Below are 13,729 nucleotides of genomic sequence, written 5' to 3'. Positions count from 1 at the left end.
TACCTTTATTCCCTTCCTAACTCTCAACTATCCGCTCTCAATCCTCTACTCTCAAAGTTTCCACCTTTTCCAAGCGTGCCCTCAGCTTCGGCATCATCGACTTGCGGATGCGGAGCGCCATGCGGCAATCCATATCGTATGATTGTTCCAGAATTTCGGGTTCTTCCTCTTTGACAATGCGCATGACGTCGTTCATGAAAGGGTATTCGAAGAGGAAGGTTATCGTTTCGTCCACAGTCTTTTCTACAATCTCGGCGGCGGCTATCGCTTCGGCAGCAGCTGCCTTATAGGCTACGATCAGTCCGCTTGTACCTAACTTGATGCCGCCGAAATAACGGACAACGATAATCAGGACGTCTGTCAGTTCATTGGAGTTGATTTGCCCCAGTATCGGTTTTCCTGCCGTACCGGAAGGTTCGCCGTTGTCGTTGGCACGAAAGTCCTTGCGCTCTGCCCCCAGCATGTAGGCATAGCAGACATGACGGGCATCGTAATACTTCTTCTGATAAGTTTCCAGATGCGATTTTACTTCGTCTACAGTACGCACTGGCAAGGCTATAGCAATGAACTTGCTGCGCTTTTCGGTATAAATCCCCTCGGAAGGAAGGCTTATGGTTTTATAGGTATCTTCACTCATGCCGCAAAGATACTAATTCTTATCGTTATAGAGAAATTGTTTATTGCTCTCTCCCTTGTCGTTTTTTCCTGTTCACAGGAGGATTTTCTTCATCCCATAGAACGGACGGATTTGCCTCACGGGATGAATTTATTTGTCTCGTGAGATGAAAAAATCCGTCTCGTGAGATGAAATTATTCGTCCCACGAGATGAAATTATCCGTCCCGTGAGACGGATTTTTTGATCTCACGGGACGGATTTTTTCGCCTCATGAGACGAAATCACCTATCTCACGAGACGAACAAGGGCATCTACTTAATTAGAAATATCAGACTTACTTTCGGAGATGCGATGTATGCGCAGATTTGTTCACCAACCTTCTGATCCACAGGTAATATCCCGTCAGCGGCAATGTGGCTCCCAGCAAGGCAACAAGGAAATTGAGGATACGGGTAAAGATTCCTCCCCAGCTGCCTACGTGCACAGTATAAATGGCGCTACGTAGCTTGGTCGCCTTGTCCTGCTCGGCATAGGGCTTGCTACCCGTTATCTTGCCGCTTCTGACATCGAAGTCGAAGCGATCGCCCGCACGCAGGCTGTTACGCCCGGCAGGAACCACACTTGCCGAACCTTCGGAAAGCGTTATCTGCCGATAACCGGGATGCGTCATTGCCAGATTCTCGTAAACCTCCTGCCAATGGGCAAACGGAGCACGAGGAGTATGCCCCGTCTGTCCACCTCCGGCACGACCTCCCCCTCGCTGTTCAGCACTTGCCTTTACGCCAAAGAAGGTGTAGAAACCGGTACGGTACCAAGAGAACGACCACGTAAGTCCTGTCAGCGCCATAAGTAGCAGAAAGACGGTAGCATAGATACCTCCTGCCACGTGCAGATCGTGCCAAAAGCGGGGCCATCCTTTAGTAAAGGAGATAGTCAGGCTCTTTGCCAAAGGCTTATGCTTGTTGGTGAGCCACATCAGGATACCTGTGATAAGGATGATTACGAGCAGCAGCGTACAGGTACCTACCAGCCACTTGCCGAAACCTTGAGAACTTCCCATCATCCAGCGATGCAGGTGGAACATGGTGTCATAGAAAGGCAGACGATCGCTACGACCTTTCACCTCGCCCGTATACTGATCTACATAGATGGAGGCGCGACGGGGCTTGGAAAGGCTTACCTGATAAGCACGCTCAGTGTCCGGAGAGACTGTTACTCCGGTGATAGTGACACTGTCGGGCAAAGTAGCTGCTACCGTCCGCATCAGTTCGTCCAGCGACAGGGGCTTCTCCTTGACCTCTTTCACAAAGTAGAGGTCGTGGCGGCATATCTCGTTGATTTCTTTCTCGAACACCATCATGGCGCCCGAGAAACATATCAGTGTAATAAAAAGGCCGAAAGGCACAGAAAGCCAAAGATGTATCTTACGGAATAACTTTTTCATTGTCGTATAAAACATTTAAAATCGTCATATAAAGTATTCAAATCATTGCATAAAGCATTCCATCAATTCAACATGCTCAACCGACCCACTGCCGTTGCGGTGTTGACTTCCATCGTCAAGCCTTTCGTGGCTGTGGCAGTCGCCGGATTGATTTTATAAATGGCCGGATAACCGTCGGATGTTGCGACAGGCATGTAGATATGACCGTCTGCCACGTAGGGCATCTTACCGAAGTCGGAAATCTGGTCTGCCTCAGGCAGTCCGCTGACGAAAGTCAGCTTGCCATTGTCACCGTTGAAAACAGCAAGACGGTTGGCAACGGGTGTGCCCGACTGTGTGAAGGAACGGTCGTACATACGCAGCAGGAAGTAGTTGCCGCCGGCATGCCAGCAACGGAGGAACGATACGCCGCCGCTCTGTGCTTCGAGGTCGTAGTAATAGTTGGGGTCAAATTCCGTGGCACCGGCTTTGATGCGCACAACGCCTGCATTCAGTTTGGTCTGCTGACGTTTGTCTGTCAAGGTCTTGGCATAGCTGGGCGAGAATACGTAGACGTCACCGTTGTCGGCTGCCCATACACACTGGTAATATTGAGAACGGAAGCGTCCGCACGGATAACTGATCTTGTCGGTCTTGATGAGCTTTCTGCCACCCAAAGTCTCATTGTCGAAGATAGCTACCCAGCATTCGTCAGGGTATTGCGTTCCTAGGAGTTCGCCTTTCTTATAAGAGCCGCTGCCTGTGCCGCCGCTTTCGGTCTTCACCAAGTCTTCATAGCCTTCGCGGATATACTTGCCCCCGTCGATGGCAGAACCGTAGGGACTGAGCCCCATGCCGACTATACCGCTATACAGCTTGCCGTTTGCCTCCTCGAAACCGGAGAGCGTCACATACTCACCGTTACCCAAGAAGTTTTCTGCCATAAGGGCATCCTTGTTGCCGCGCGAGTCGCTTGCCTTGGCAGTCTCAGCCTCTACATCGAGGTAGGTCAGCAGCAACATTTTAGGCAGGTTTCCGTCAGCATCCGCATATTCGGCAAGGCCGTCGCCAGTAGAGACTGAAAGGATATACTTGCCATACTGACCGAAAGAAGTGAAACGACTGACTTTGTATTCGGCAGAACGGGGATGTACCTGTCCATCCTCACCCATAACATAAGAACGGGTTGTCCCGGCATTTCCTTGATTGTAGGTCAGGGCGTAAAGATAGCGGTCTTTGTAGAATACCCACTCTGTAGCTCCATCGTTGACTAATCCATTGTTTCGGACAGATACACTACCCTCTTCCAGGCTCTGTGAGGTGAGCAACACGTTGGCAGTCTGTTCACCGTCCTTGACGGAAGTTGCCAATACAAAGCTACTGTCAGTTCCAGTCACCGGCACTTCAGGAACACCATTATCATCGGAACATGCCGTAAGAGCTACTGCCATCAGGGCAGCGAATGAGATCTTGTTTAGATAGTTTTTCTTCATAATCAATTGTTATTACTATTATTGTTATTACTATTATTGTTATTACTATTATTGTTATTACTATTATTGTTATTTCTTTAAGAGTTGAGAAATTATAAGTGTACCCTCACCTTTCCATAGAACGCCCGTCCTGCTTTCTGGAGGGAGAAGTTGTCATACAACTTCTCGTCGGTAAAGTTGCGGCACTCGAAGGAGAGATTATACCGTCCTTTGGAGAAGTTGTAAGAGAGGGTGAGGTTGTGGACAAACTGGTCGGGCACTACATAGTCTCCCTTATTGGCTCCGATGTTGGCGGAGTAGTAGGTGAAACTGTGCAGATACTGATTGTCATAGGTCACAGTTAGTACATTGCCCTTCCGGCCCAGATTGTGCCAATAGAAGTTGACGTCTGAATCGGCAAACAAATAGGGCAGATTGGATATCCGTTCCTTGTAGTTGACGTTGGGCGATGTACTTCCCTGCGAGGTCTTCATGTTGTCACATACGTTCATCTTCGTGAAGTTGCCGCCGATGCCTATCCAACGGGCAAAATTGTAGCGGGCGGAAAGGTTGTAGCCTTTGGTCAGCACACTGCCGTAGTTGATGTAGGTTGCCGCATACTTACCGCCGCTCATGGAGGCGATGTTGCGCTGGATGTAGTCCTTCGTATTGCGATAGACCAAGCCGCCCTCCACATAGACCGAGTGCTTGCCGAAGGTCTGCGCATAGCTCAGGTTGAAGTTCAGGTTGTCGCTACGCTCGGGCTTGATGCCGATGTCGCCCATCTCAAGGTCTTCGTCACCAAACATCTCTTCGATGGTAGGCAGCCGGCAGGCTTTCTCATAGGAGAGCTTGGCTTGCAGGGAGGGCAGTATGAAGTAGGTTCCGGCAGCACCGTAGCCCCAGAAAGAGATGCTGCGCGAGGCGCGTTCGTAGTTCTCCATCGCTTCGGTGGTGGCTACAGGACCGGATACATACTGGTCGTAATACTTTCCGAAGAGAGAGAAGTTCCAATGTTCTGTAGGCATCAGGCGGTAAGAGAGGCCGGAGATGTTCTTCCGGGTTTGCTTGTCGATGGGGTCAGTCACGGCTTCACGGGTCAGTAGCGAAGTGTTGGAACGGCGGAAGTCGGTCAGTACGTGGTTGAAGGTGAAAAGGTGGGCCTTTCCGAGGCGGTAGTTCACGGTCAGCGTGCCGTTCCAGTTGTGGTTCGTGGCACGCAGGTACTGGTAGCTCTGCTCGCCGGGAGAGTTGAGCAAGGCACGCTCTCCGAGCCAGTTGTACTTGTAGGAGGCGGTATCGACGTTCGTGGTGACGTCATCGTTGTAATTGGCGGTGAGGACTACATCCAGCCCCTTGGTCAGAAGGTTGCGCTTGGCATATTCCAGCGAAGGCATCAGCGAGTGTCCGCGGCGGTGTTTCTCTCCGTAGACAATTTCCTGGCGCACACCGGTCTGCACTTCCTTGTACATGTGCGAATAGGTCAGCCCCAGCATCAGGCGGTCTGCCCAGCTCTTGTTGGTCAGGCCTATCTTGCCGATGACGGCTTCGTTGTGGTAGGTATCGTTGAAACGCTTCACGCGCACCTTCTTGTCACGGTCGATGCGGCCTGTCTCGAAGTCCTCTACCGGAGAGTCTACGTGGTAGTCGTTGTCCGAGTAGTTCTGGAAAGCGTTTATCTCATACGTCAGTCCGTTTCCGAAGGTCTGGCCGAAGTTGACGTAAGACTTATGGGTATTGAAAGAGCCGTAGGAATAGGAGGCATCCAAGAACCAGCCTTTACGCCGTTTATCGGTCACCACATTGATGACTCCGCCGATGGCATCCGTACCGAAGCCTACGGGCACCACGCCTTTATAGACCTCGATGCGGTTGGCGAAGTTGACGGGGATGTTGTTCAGCCCGAACGACTGCCCTACTCCCTCCTGCGGCACACCGTCGATGAACACCTTGACGTGCTTGCCGCTGAATCCGTCGAGCATGAGCGACATGTCGGAGCCTACACCGCCCGACTCGCGCAACTTCAGTCCCGGAGCTTTTGCCAAGGCATCGCTCAGGCTCTTAGTGGTGTTCTGCATCTCGCGTGTGTCCACTGCTACGGTATTAAAGGGCGAACGCTTCACCCGACCTACGCCGGTAGCCATCACCACCACTTCGTCCAGCTGCACCTGCGAGGCAGTCAGGACAATGTTCATCTTCTGCCGTTCGGCTGTCAGCGTAACAGGTTTCTCCACGGCGTCATAGCCGATAGCAGAAACAACCAGTGTATACTTCCCTGCCGGAGCGTGCAGGTAGTACATGCCCTGCTCGTTGGTGGCACAGCCGTAGGAGGTGCCTTTCAGCAGAACGGTAGCATACGAAACTTCTTCTTTTTCTTTTGATACAATCCGGCCTGACAAAGAGGGCGGATTCTGTCCTTGTGCCCATGTCGTGAAGCAGAGCACGAACAGACAGACGGTCAATATTATCTTCTTTCTTCCAATCATAGTTATATAATAGTTATATTATGTGATGTTACTTCATTGGTTATCGGCACAAAAAACAGTGTCCCAACATAAAAGCCAACTGGACTTACGTGATAGGACACTGCGCGTTGTTTGTTTTGTATTTTGCCAAAAGTCAGTATTCCATCAGGAACCGACTCCTTTATGTTTAACGGGTGCAAAATTACTTGATAGACAAGGCTCACGCAATACCGACAAATTGGTATTTTCGTTCTCCGATCGAGGGACAACATCATCCATAGCCGCCCCGGCTTGGCGCAAGCTTTTCACCGATGCCCACCTGCAAACCCTGATAGCCCGCTCCAGTCGCGCGGCATTCTATCCGAGCCTGACGCTCTCCGGCATACTGGGCTGGACAAACAATGGCGGCGGCGCGATACTCAACCTGGGAAATATGACGGGGTTCTGTTATGATGTACCCAGTCATCGGCAATACCCAACAAAGAGATGTTCTTGCATAACCGGAAGAAATTGGATAACTTTGCCCGAAACGAACCGTCTAAAGCAAATGAAAAAAGTAGTCATCGCCATCGATTCCTTTAAAGGATGCTTATCTTCGGCAGAAGCAGAAAAAGCCGCTGCCGAAGGAGTCCGCAGCAGATATCCGGAATGTGAAGTGCAGTGTTTGCCTATAGCCGATGGGGGCGAAGGCATGTTAGAGGCACTGGCGGCAGCGACCGGAAGTCAGAAAATCCACATCATTGCCCACGACCCGCTTCTCAAAAACCACAATACATACTATGCCATTTCGGGAGACGGGAAAACCGCCTGTATAGAAATGGCAAGCATCAGCGGCCTGCCTCTGGTGCCGCCGGAAAAAAGGAATCCCATGATAACAACTTCCTACGGGACGGGAGAACTGATTCGAGATGCATTGGAACGTGGTTGCCGCAACTTCATCATCGGCATTGGCGGCAGTGCAACCAACGATGCAGGCTTAGGAATGCTACAGGCATTAGGTTTCCGTTTCAGGGATAAAGAAGGAAGAGTGTTAGAAGCCGGCAATGGAAGCGCCTTGCTGCAAGTAACCTCCATTGATACGGACTTCGCCCATCCGGGTTTGCCTGCATCCCGATTTACGATTGCCTGCGATGTGCAGAATCCGTTTTACGGTCCCGATGGTGCCGCATACGTCTTTGCCCCTCAGAAAGGAGCAGACCGGAAAATGGTGGAAGCATTGGATACGGGCATGAGAAACTTTGCAGACGTCATTCTCCGCACAACAGGGAAAGATATATCCAATTGCCCCGGAGCCGGTGCGGCAGGCGGTATGGGCGGTAGCCTACTGGCTTTTCTGAATGCAGAGTTGACACCGGGTATACAGTTGATGTTGGATGTGCTTGACTTCGGCAGGAAGATAGCGGATGCCGATCTGATAATCACCGGCGAGGGCAAGGCGGACCGACAGACATTGATGGGAAAAGTACCTTCCGGCATACTCCGGGAAGCCCGAAAGCAAAACATTCCGGTAATCTTACTCGCCGGCAGGATAGAGGACCCTGACGAACTGCATAAAGCCGGATTTCAAGGAGTATTCTCCATTAACGCCCCGAATGTGCCACTGACCCAAGCCATGCAGCCGGGATTTGCATACGCCAACATCCGGCGGACAGTCGGAGAGATATGCGCGTCAATGTCAGAGAGATATGCATATTAATGTCGGAGAGATATGCGCGTCACTCAATGCCGAAAGAGCTCTTTCCTACGCTACCCCGTTAAGAGAGGCACACAGAGCTAACGCCTCTATTTGGGAATTATGCGAATAAGGAGTATCTTTGCCGCATGAAAAAATTAGTTATTGTCGGATGTGGACGACTTGCCGGAATAGTTTCGGACGCAGTTGTCAATGGCATATTGCCGGAATATGATTTGGTGGGCGTATACTCTCGCACTACCGAAAAAGCAGAACGCATTGTTGCCAAAATGCAACAGCATGGAAAAGCCTGCATGGCTTGCGGAACCATAGAAGATTTATTGGCTCTGAAACCTGACTATTTAGTAGAAGCAGCCTCCCCTGCCGCCATGAAAGAGCTTGCCCTACCCGCTCTGAAGAACGGGACTTCCATCGTCACCCTGTCCATAGGCGCACTGGCAGACACCGCCTTCCGTCAGGAAGTGACCGAGACAGCCAAGGCTAACGGTACACGCGTGTATATCGTCTCCGGAGCCACCGGCGGATTTGACGTGCTACGCACCGCCTCGCTGATGGGCAATGCGACCGCCAAATTCTTCAACGAAAAAGGTCCCAATGCCCTGAAAGGGACTGCCGTATATGATGAGGCGCTGCAAACCGAACAGCGCATAGTTTTCTCCGGCAATGCCACCGAAGCCATTGCCATGTTCCCCACCAAAGTCAATGTAGCGGTTGCCGCCTCACTGGCTTCCGTAGGTCCTGAAAATATGCAGATGTCTATGCAGTCCACCCCCGGATTCGTAGGAGACACGCAAAGAGTGGAGATAAAGAATGATCAGGTTCATGCCGTCATCGACGTGTACAGTGCCACTGCTGAAATAGCAGGGTGGTCTGTCGTGAACACCCTGCTCAATATCACGTCACCGATCGTATTCTCCTGATCCGGTCAACGGAGATACTCCTTTATATTGGCAAGCACCTTTTCGCTCAGGCGGTCAAACGCCTGACGGGTGCGGCCTGTCGATACTTGCATGCAGCGGACATGGGGCTGGCTCAGAAGATGTTCGCCTCCCAAAGTTCCCACCGTATCACAGAAGCAAAGATTATCACCCTCCAGCCATTTGACAAATGCCTGTTCGTCCCATGCCGGAGATAATCCCGTATTGAAAAGAATCTTCTTATTTCCAAGTTGCCCGAACTCTGCCTCATGCAGCAGGACCGTGTTCTTATTAAGGCAGCAGAAGACTACCTCACTTTGGGCAAGAAGCATATCCAACGGAAGGAAACGATATCCTTTAGCTGCCGCTTCCGGCTTCTCGCTACGGGCAAAGTAAACGATATCTGCCCCAAAGAACTTCAAAGCATCCGCAATCATACCTCCGGATTTACCCAATCCGACAACGCCTACCTTCAATCCGGTAATCTCACGCGCCATTCCATCCCACGGTTGCTGTTCAAATCCATGTAAGCAGCGCACCAATTCGCTGACCACATATTCCACCACTCCTTCATCACCATAATCACGGATACCCGTCACGACGATTCCCCGTTCGTTGGCATAACGGATATCTACATTGGCGCTTTCGGGAGAGTACAGCGAACAACACATTCCGATATACTTCACATCCGTACATCTCTCCAATACCGAACGGTTGATCTGGGAAGTATAACTCAAGAGCACGGCATCGGCATCTCCGATACGGGTTACAATTTCCTCATCTCCTGCCGGCACATCGGGATACATCACTACTTCATTGGCATACAAGCGTAGTTCTTTCTCTGCCGAAGGTATCAAGCTGACAGGTTCTATTGCTACAAGTTTACGAAACATATCTATCCTATTTTAATAACGGCAAAGTTAGCAAAAAGAGTAATATAAAACAAAAAGAGCTGTCAACGACGATACGTGACAACTCTTTCTTGCTACCATGATAAAAAGCGAAGTTATCCTCGGCTATCCAAGCTATTCTTATCCGGATTTATCTCGGAAACCATATTACGTACTTCCTTCTTATCGATTTTGGTATATAATCCCAATTGTCGCCCAGGCAGTCTGCCTTCGATATTCTTCTGCATCTTACTCTTCGTTTCGAGAGCCTTTTCTTCTTCTTTCTTATCCATAATCTTATTCGGTTTAGGTTATTTACTAAAAGAGTAACACGCAGGATATCTTTAATGTTCTCCATTACGAAAAAAAGTTGCCAGTAACTGACAACTTTCTCTTAGTAACTAAAGAATTTACTGTGCTCAAGCTATTATTTCTTGCTAAGCTTCAATTCCGCAATAAAGGCCGTGATCAGCCCAATCCCATACCTAACAACAAACATCCCAATTTCAAGGCCGAAAAAGAAAATCTTCCATTTTCCTCTCATCTTTTGTGCTGCATCCCTAAAGTTCTGTACTCAACTTTAGGGATGCAATTCACGATTGGTCTCTGAAGATTCTGACGCACTCCTTTTTTTATTATGGGGAATAGTCTTACACTAACTTATGAATGATAAGGCCTGAACGCAATTTAGGCTCAAACCACGTTGTCTTGGGAGGCATAATATTGCCCGTATCTGCGATATCCATCAACTGTTTCATGCTGACCGGATAAAGAGCCAGAGCCACTTTCATCTCTCCACTATCTACCCTCTTCTTCAACTCGCCCAAGCCACGAATACCTCCAACAAAATCAATACGCTTGTCAGAACGAAGGTCTTTAATGCCGAGTATTTCATCCAAAATAAGATTGGAAGAAATAGTAACATCCAATACACCAATCGGATCATTATCGTTATATGTACCCGGTTTGGCTGTCAGACTATACCACTTCCCATCCAGATAGAGGGAGAAGTTATGCAAACCGAAAGGCTTATAAATGTCCTCACCCTTCTCTTCAACCGTGAAGTTCTTGCTGACGGCTGCCAGAAACTCTTCCGGTGTCAGGCCATTCAGATCTTTGACAACACGGTTATAGTCGATAATAGTCAATTGGTTGGCAGGGAAACAAACTGCCATGAAATAGTTGTATTCTTCATCACCCGTATGATTGGGATTCTGCTGAGCCTTTTCAGCTCCTACCAAAGCGGCAGCGGCACTACGATGGTGTCCGTCGGCAATGTAAAGAGCAGGCATCTTGGCAAATTCTTTAGTGATGACATCTATATCTTCCTGCTTATCGATAATCCAGAACGTATGTCCGAAACCATCGCCAGGAGCGATAAAGTCATATACCGGCTTCTCGGAAGTATAACGGGAAATGACAGCATCCAACACGGCATTATCCGGATAAGCAAAGAATACCGGTTCGATATTGGCATTGTTCACACGGACATGTTTCATGCGGTCTTCTTCCTTATCGCGACGGGTCAGCTCGTGTTTTTTGATAACGCCGTTCATATAGTCGGGAACGTATGCTCCGACTACCAGACCATACTGTGTCTTCCCATTCATGGTCTGCGCATACACATAATAGTTCTCTTTATCATCCTGAACCAGCCATCCCTTGTCCTGGAACATTTGGAAGTTCTCGGCTGCTTTCTGATAAACACGCTCGTCATGTTCATCCGTACCGACAGGGAAATCAATCTCCGGCTTAATGATATGATAGAGGGATTTCTCGTTACCTTCCGCCTCTGCACGTGCCTCTGCGGAATTTAAGACATCATAAGGGCGGGATGCAACTTGTTCCACCAGGTCCTGTGGAGGACGTATGCCCTTAAACGGTTTAATTATTGCCATAAGAGTATGTGTTATATGGATTACTAAGGTTTCTTGTTTACACGGAACCGCTCGCAACCGTCTTTCAGGAAGCCTACAATCTGCTGTGCAGCAGCAATACCGGCATTGATATTGGCTTCGGCAGTCTGTGCACCCATCTTTTTCGGTGTAGAGAAATAACGTCCGACAAACTTGGCGGCAAACGTTTCATTGGCAGCAGGCATGATATCAGTCATGTACTTCAGGTCGACACGTTCTTCCATCAACTGAATCAGTTCGGTCTCATTAATCACTTCCTTACGTGCCGTATTTATCAGGACTCCGCCTTTCGGCATCTTGTTCACCAAGGCATAATTGATAGAGTTCTTGGTCTCGGCAGTGGCAGGAATATGCAGTGAGACGACATCACAAGTAGAGTAAAGTTCCTCGGCAGAAGCAACAGCCTTCACACCGTCTTTCTCAATCACCTCTTTCGGACAGAAAGCATCGAAAGCATAGATTTCCATGCCAACCCCTTTGGCAATACGGGCTACGTTGCGACCTACATTGCCGTATGCATGGATACCCAGTTTCTTACCTTTCAATTCGGTACCGGAAGTTCCGTTATACATATTGCGTACAGCCATAACCATCATACCGAATGCCAGTTCGGCTACGGCATTTGAATTTTGTCCCGGAGTATTCATCACACATACATTATGTGCAGTGGCAGCTTCCAGATCTACATTATCATAACCGGCACCGGCACGCACTACAATCTTCAGTTCTTTAGCGGCATCCAATACTTCTGCATCTATAATGTCACTACGGATGATGATGGCATCAACGTCCTTCACTGCATCCAGCAACCGTGCTTTCTCTCCATATTTCTCCAGCATAACAAGTTCATAACCTGCAGCTTCAATTTCTTTGCGAATACCGTCAACAGCAACTTTGGCAAACGGCTTATCTGTGGCAACTAATACTTTCATGATTCTTATGATATTAAAAAAGAATTCACCACAGATTGCACAAATTACCACCAGATTCTAATCTTAATACAATCTGTGTAGCTCTGTGTAATCTGCGGTGAACAATATGATTAATGAAGTTTCTCAAATTCCTGCATGCAGTCAATCAAAGCCTGTACGCTTTCTTTCGGCATAGCATTGTAGCAAGATGCACGGAAACCACCTACAGAACGGTGTCCCTTGATACCCACCATGCCTTTTTCCGTAGCAAACTTCAAGAAGTCAGCTTCCAGTTCCTTGTATTCGGGAGCCATAACGAAGCAGATGTTCATGCGTGAACGGTCTTCTTTGGCAGCAGTGCCCACAAACATTTTGTTACGGTCGATCTCAGCATAGAGCATATCTGCCTTTTCGATGGCACGACGTTCCATCTCTTTCAAGCCACCCTGTGCCTTAATCCAACGCAACGTCTGCAATGCCGCATAAATAGGAACAACCGGAGGTGTATTGAACATTGAACCACCATCGACATGTGTCTGATAATTCAGCATGGTAGGAATGTAACGTGAAACCTTACCCAAAGCATCATTCTTTACGATAACAAATGTCACACCGGCAGGAGCCAGGTTCTTTTGCGCACCACCATAGATACAGATATATTTAGACACGTCGATAGGACGGGAGAAAATATCAGAAGACATGTCGGCAATCAACGGAACGTTCACATCCAGATCTTCCTTGATTTCTGTACCATAAATCGTATTATTGGTCGTGATATGGAAATAATCCACATCAGCAGGCACGGTATAGTCTTTAGGAATATAAGTGTAAGTGGATTCAGCGGAAGAAGCGACTTCAACCACTTCGCCAAAGCCTTTGGCCTCTTTCATGGCCTTTTTTGCCCAAACGCCTGTGTTCAGATAGGCTGCTTTCTTTTCGAGGAAGTTGAAGGGTACCATGCAGAATTCCAAACTGGCGCCGCCGCCCAAGAACAATACCGAATATCCTTCAGGAATATTGAGTAATTCTTTGAATAGCGCTACAGCTTCGTCCACAACGGGTTGGAAGTCCTTTGCACGGTGGCTGATTTCCATCAGTGAAAGGCCGGAACCATTGAAATCAAGAATGGCATTTGCCGTATTCTCAATCACCTCACGAGGAAGAATAGAAGGTCCTGCATTGAAATTATGCTTTTTCATTTGAAGTTTGTTTTGGTTATACAATTTCGTTCATTAGTGTCTTTCGACTTTGCGAAATTACGGAAATATTTCTTTAAAACAAACCTTTCATGATGAAATTCTATTGTTATACCGCATTTCACTTACTTTTTTATGGTTTATACAAGATATATACACCATTTTGTTATCCTTACTTAACAAGGAAGCGACTTTTAGAGAAACTAAAAGCAACACTGGTTCATAACTT

General features: G+C 48.5%; 11 protein-coding genes. 2 read left to right on the top strand and 9 right to left on the bottom strand.

Going from position 1 to position 13,729, the window contains the following annotated elements:
- Positions 1-37: 37 nt before the first annotated feature.
- From QZ323_RS08310 to QZ323_RS08295, 4 genes are all read right to left on the bottom strand, one after another.
- A complete protein-coding gene (locus QZ323_RS08310) occupies positions 38-637 on the bottom strand; it encodes a YigZ family protein (protein WP_294634136.1) in 600 nt (199 codons plus the stop codon).
- 314 nt (positions 638-951) lie between these two features.
- Complete coding sequence (locus tag QZ323_RS08305; protein ID WP_294634135.1) at positions 952-2,061, bottom strand: PepSY-associated TM helix domain-containing protein; 1,110 nt, start codon at positions 2,059-2,061, stop codon at positions 952-954.
- Positions 2,062-2,123: 62 nt separating this feature from the next.
- The gene (locus QZ323_RS08300) at positions 2,124-3,533 is read right to left on the bottom strand and encodes a DUF4374 domain-containing protein (RefSeq protein WP_294634134.1); all 1,410 of its coding nucleotides are present in this window, start codon (positions 3,531-3,533) and stop codon (positions 2,124-2,126) included.
- Between the two features lie 92 nt (positions 3,534-3,625).
- Entirely contained in the window at positions 3,626-5,998 is a 2,373-nt protein-coding gene (locus QZ323_RS08295; RefSeq protein ID WP_294634133.1) for a TonB-dependent receptor, read from the bottom strand.
- Between the two features lie 526 nt (positions 5,999-6,524).
- Between QZ323_RS08295 and QZ323_RS08290 the strand changes: the two genes are divergently transcribed.
- Both QZ323_RS08290 and QZ323_RS08285 read left to right on the top strand, forming a co-directional pair.
- Positions 6,525-7,673, top strand: a complete 1,149-nt coding sequence (locus QZ323_RS08290) for a glycerate kinase (RefSeq protein WP_294634151.1) — start codon at positions 6,525-6,527, stop codon at positions 7,671-7,673.
- A gap of 125 nt (positions 7,674-7,798) precedes the next feature.
- Positions 7,799-8,590: an aspartate dehydrogenase domain-containing protein gene (locus QZ323_RS08285; RefSeq protein ID WP_294634132.1), complete on the top strand. Its 792-nt coding sequence runs from the start codon at positions 7,799-7,801 to the stop codon at positions 8,588-8,590.
- 5 nt (positions 8,591-8,595) lie between these two features.
- Here QZ323_RS08285 and QZ323_RS08280 read toward each other — a convergent pair whose 3' ends face one another.
- The 5 genes from QZ323_RS08280 to serC all read right to left on the bottom strand — a co-directional run bounded on the left by QZ323_RS08280 (position 8,596) and on the right by serC (position 13,503).
- A complete protein-coding gene (locus QZ323_RS08280) occupies positions 8,596-9,480 on the bottom strand; it encodes an NAD(P)-dependent oxidoreductase (RefSeq protein ID WP_294634131.1) in 885 nt (294 codons plus the stop codon).
- A gap of 113 nt (positions 9,481-9,593) precedes the next feature.
- Entirely contained in the window at positions 9,594-9,770 is a 177-nt protein-coding gene (locus tag QZ323_RS08275; protein ID WP_294634130.1) for a hypothetical protein, read from the bottom strand.
- A gap of 357 nt (positions 9,771-10,127) precedes the next feature.
- Positions 10,128-11,375 carry a DUF1015 domain-containing protein gene (locus tag QZ323_RS08270; RefSeq protein ID WP_294634129.1) on the bottom strand — a complete coding sequence of 416 codons (1,248 nt, stop codon included), beginning with the start codon at positions 11,373-11,375 and terminating at the stop codon, positions 10,128-10,130.
- 23 nt (positions 11,376-11,398) lie between these two features.
- A complete protein-coding gene (locus tag QZ323_RS08265) occupies positions 11,399-12,325 on the bottom strand; it encodes an NAD(P)-dependent oxidoreductase (protein WP_294634128.1) in 927 nt (308 codons plus the stop codon).
- Positions 12,326-12,435: 110 nt separating this feature from the next.
- On the bottom strand, positions 12,436-13,503 hold the full coding sequence (gene serC, locus QZ323_RS08260) for a 3-phosphoserine/phosphohydroxythreonine transaminase (RefSeq protein WP_294634127.1): 1,068 nt from the start codon (positions 13,501-13,503) through the stop codon (positions 12,436-12,438).
- Positions 13,504-13,729: the final 226 nt, after the last annotated feature.

Source organism: uncultured Bacteroides sp., from assembly GCF_910585845.1.
In the GTDB taxonomy this organism is placed as follows: Bacteria; Bacteroidota; Bacteroidia; order Bacteroidales; family Bacteroidaceae; genus Bacteroides.
Note: the sequence above shows the minus strand (reverse complement) of the source record. Positions and strands in the feature narration are given on the sequence as shown.

Excerpts from the sequence above, each read along its gene's own strand:
- serC (WP_294634127.1), bottom strand. The coding sequence starts at position 13,503 with ATGAAAAAGCATAATTTCAATGCAGGACCTTCTATTCTTCCTCGTGAG.
- QZ323_RS08305 (WP_294634135.1), bottom strand. The coding sequence starts at position 2,061 with ATGAAAAAGTTATTCCGTAAGATACATCTTTGGCTTTCTGTGCCTTTC.
- QZ323_RS08290 (WP_294634151.1), top strand. The coding sequence starts at position 6,525 with ATGAAAAAAGTAGTCATCGCCATCGATTCCTTTAAAGGATGCTTATCT.
- QZ323_RS08280 (WP_294634131.1), bottom strand. The coding sequence starts at position 9,480 with ATGTTTCGTAAACTTGTAGCAATAGAACCTGTCAGCTTGATACCTTCG.
- QZ323_RS08270 (WP_294634129.1), bottom strand. The coding sequence starts at position 11,375 with ATGGCAATAATTAAACCGTTTAAGGGCATACGTCCTCCACAGGACCTG.
- QZ323_RS08265 (WP_294634128.1), bottom strand. The coding sequence starts at position 12,325 with ATGAAAGTATTAGTTGCCACAGATAAGCCGTTTGCCAAAGTTGCTGTT.
- QZ323_RS08285 (WP_294634132.1), top strand. The coding sequence starts at position 7,799 with ATGAAAAAATTAGTTATTGTCGGATGTGGACGACTTGCCGGAATAGTT.
- QZ323_RS08300 (WP_294634134.1), bottom strand. The coding sequence starts at position 3,533 with ATGAAGAAAAACTATCTAAACAAGATCTCATTCGCTGCCCTGATGGCA.
- QZ323_RS08275 (WP_294634130.1), bottom strand. The coding sequence starts at position 9,770 with ATGGATAAGAAAGAAGAAGAAAAGGCTCTCGAAACGAAGAGTAAGATG.
- QZ323_RS08310 (WP_294634136.1), bottom strand. The coding sequence starts at position 637 with ATGAGTGAAGATACCTATAAAACCATAAGCCTTCCTTCCGAGGGGATT.
- QZ323_RS08295 (WP_294634133.1), bottom strand. The coding sequence starts at position 5,998 with ATGATTGGAAGAAAGAAGATAATATTGACCGTCTGTCTGTTCGTGCTC.